A 2,816-nucleotide genomic window follows, 5' to 3' on the forward strand; every position below is an offset into this window, starting at 1 on the left:
TGCTTATTTTTACAATACGTTCAAATTCACTTTTAAGCAACAATTATTATGGAATCTATAATAATTAAGAATTTTCTAATTATTTAAATGATTTTAGAACATGGCGAAAACAGTACATTTATGCTTGTTTTCTTGACATTCTCAATCGTGATTGTACAATTAAAAAGATAGAGGGAGGAGGTAGGAAAATGGCTCGAATGGCTGCATTTATTGTGCTATTAATTCCAGGACTTATGGCAGCAGCTGGAATTAAATTGATGCGCGATACTTTATTCGGCGTATTAATTTCTCCAATTCCTTGGATTTGGCTTCAATTTGTGCTTGGTGTCGCTTTATTTTTAGCAGGTTTTAGCTTTTTTGCCGGATTTTTGTTACACCGTGACCGCAAAAAAGGAAAAGTATCTGAGCGTTGGCAAAAATAAAATTATTCCAATATAATTTAAGGGTGTGAAAAAGCAGATGAAAATTCGCTTTCTCACACCCTATTTATATTTTATTTTTCGCCACGATATCAGGGTAATCCGTAATCCAACCTGCAACGACAGGATGTGGCTCTGCAATAAAGGATTCTTTCCCTGTTACACTATAAAAACGCATGTTTTTCCCCGCGGACTCACATGCCTTTAAATAACTGCGTTTATAATACTTTTTATGTGCATGAATAACATCAACATACGGAAAGTCATCTAACTTTGACCAATCAAATTTTTTCGTTACTAAAAGTGCCGTTTCAATATGAGGGCGATATTTTTTCACTATAATAAGTAATTTTTGATAAAATGATGAGAAATGGCTGTTCTCTGGAATTTTAACCGTTGTTAGTAACTTAATTAAAGCTTCATGATTAGTCGTTAAAGACTCCTTTAATTCGATGTTTAGCGGAACTTTTTCTTTGATCGCCCAGTCAATAACATCTTTTAATTCTGGTATTCGCTTCGTAGAAAAAATACGTGAAAAACGTCTACCTAAAGGGTAGCTTTTTAGCTCTTCTAACGTACATTCCTGTACAAGCCGATTAACACCCGTTAAGCGCTTTATATTATTATCGTGAAAAACTATTAAATGCCCATCTTTTGAGCATTGAACATCCAATTCAATACCGTCTGCTCCAAGCTTTAACGCTTTTCGAAACGCTTCCATTGTATTTTCAAGAACATACGCAGAAGCACCCCGATGCGCGTAGATTGGAATGCTCATTTATACATTCAACTCCCCTGAATCCAATAAAAATGTACCGTTCGTCATTTTCGTTAAAAGAGATGATTTCTTACCAATTTGAATATACGTACCTGGATACGCTTCCTTCGTAATTTTAATTTCTTCTTTTCCTGCATTGTGTAAATCATTAATGCTCACTTTAATTTCATTCTCTAAATTGCCTACATATTTTTTTAATGAGGCAATTTTTTGCTTAACTTGTTCCACAACTGCTGATTGCTGGCTATTCAATGTAGTTTGTGCTGACAAAATCTTTGTCAATTGCGCCTCATATTTCACCATTTCATCCTGCTCATTTTTTAATAGCTTTGCTTTCTCTTGAATAATGGCTTGCAGTTCCTTTTTATTAAATGTATTAATAATAAGCTCTGTTCGTCGCTCTAAACGATTACCAGAAATAGCTGACACAATCATATCCTTTGCCATTGCTGTGCCGCCTATAATTTTACCTTTACGCTCATCCAACAAGATAGAATTGGCTGTCAATTGCGAGCCAAGTGCGTAGGAGCCTATATGAATATCACCATTTGCTCTTAAGTTCGCTTCATTCACATGCTTTATATAAATATTTCCTGCCGCCTCTATTACCGTTTCTCCCAAGCCAAAAACGCCACCGCGAATGTATATATCCCCTTCTAAAGAACGAATAAGCTTCGCCCCTGTTATCCCCTCTGAGGAATCAATCGAAATATCACCTTTTGCGATAATTGTAAAGCCACTTTGCACCGTACCCCGAACCGTTAAAGAGCCCTGAAAATCTATATTGCCTGTTTCAACACCAATATCACTATTAATTGACAAATGGTGGCTAATCGTTAGCTGTCCTTGTATTTGGCCCAACGCACCTGCATATTTAGAGCGCAACACAATTTTTCCATCCTCCTCCACCTCATAGGCAGATTTACGATCATATTTTAAAGATGCATCCTTCCCTGGTGTTGCAGGTAATGCTTCTCCAAAAATTGTTTGCCCCGCAATCCCTGGCTGTGCTGGTATCTTCTCACCTAACCAACTATTTTCATGTATTTCATGAATAAAATTCATTTCATAGTAATCTGCTTTTCCATCTTCTTTAATAATTGGCTTGCGCTCAGGTATTTGTAAATATGTAGTTTTTGCATCATCACCTTTAATTGGTGGTGTGCCTTGTGCAATTAAATATGCTTTTGCTGGAACGATTTCTTCTATTTGAATTGGCTGAATGCCATAAACAATATTTTCCTTTTTCAAAAGTTTTTCGATTTCCTCGATGAAATGCTCCTTATTTTGACGTAACTCATCCACAGTTTCATAAATAAACAGTGAAGCTGACATTTTATCTCGGGCCACTTCAATTTCAATATTAGGCAGCCATATCCCAATCTCAGTTACGGTCTCACTTTCTGTTGCTAATACATTTTTTAATACAGCAAAGTTAGTAAGTTTGACACGCGGATGTGATCTTAGAATAGTATCAAAGTCCTTCAAAGGAAAACCTGCTTTTATTGTGCGAATAAACACTTTTCCATTTTGCTCTGTCATTTCAAAATGGTCATTAATAAAAATAGTCACAAAATTCCTCCTTCCCTTTCTTATTCAGTATATACAATAAACAGGCA

General features: G+C 35.8%; 3 protein-coding genes. 1 reads left to right on the forward strand and 2 read right to left on the reverse strand.

Annotated features, from left to right (window positions below; all coding sequences use genetic code 11):
- Window positions 1-188 precede the first annotated feature (188 nt).
- Window positions 189-422 (forward strand): DUF2627 domain-containing protein, encoded by a 234-nt coding sequence (locus C9J34_RS20265; RefSeq protein WP_107841986.1) that lies wholly within the window; start codon window positions 189-191, stop codon window positions 420-422.
- A 64-nt stretch (window positions 423-486) separates the two neighbouring features.
- Here C9J34_RS20265 and C9J34_RS20270 read toward each other — a convergent pair whose 3' ends face one another.
- Together C9J34_RS20270 and C9J34_RS20275 are read right to left on the reverse strand one after the other, a co-directional pair.
- A complete protein-coding gene (locus C9J34_RS20270) occupies window positions 487-1,197 on the reverse strand; it encodes a glycerophosphodiester phosphodiesterase (RefSeq protein ID WP_107841987.1) in 711 nt (236 codons plus the stop codon).
- Window positions 1,198-2,769, reverse strand: a complete 1,572-nt coding sequence (locus C9J34_RS20275; protein WP_107841988.1) for a DUF342 domain-containing protein — start codon at window positions 2,767-2,769, stop codon at window positions 1,198-1,200.
- Window positions 2,770-2,816 lie beyond the last annotated feature (47 nt).

This window comes from Metasolibacillus meyeri (assembly GCF_003049505.1).
Classification (GTDB): Bacteria; Bacillota; Bacilli; order Bacillales_A; family Planococcaceae; genus Metasolibacillus; species Metasolibacillus meyeri.

What these genes read in the sequence shown, in the direction of transcription:
- C9J34_RS20270 (WP_107841987.1), bottom strand. Translation starts at nt 1,197, where the DNA reads ATGAGCATTCCAATCTACGCGCATCGGGGTGCTTCTGCGTATGTTCTT.
- C9J34_RS20265 (WP_107841986.1), top strand. Translation starts at nt 189, where the DNA reads ATGGCTCGAATGGCTGCATTTATTGTGCTATTAATTCCAGGACTTATG.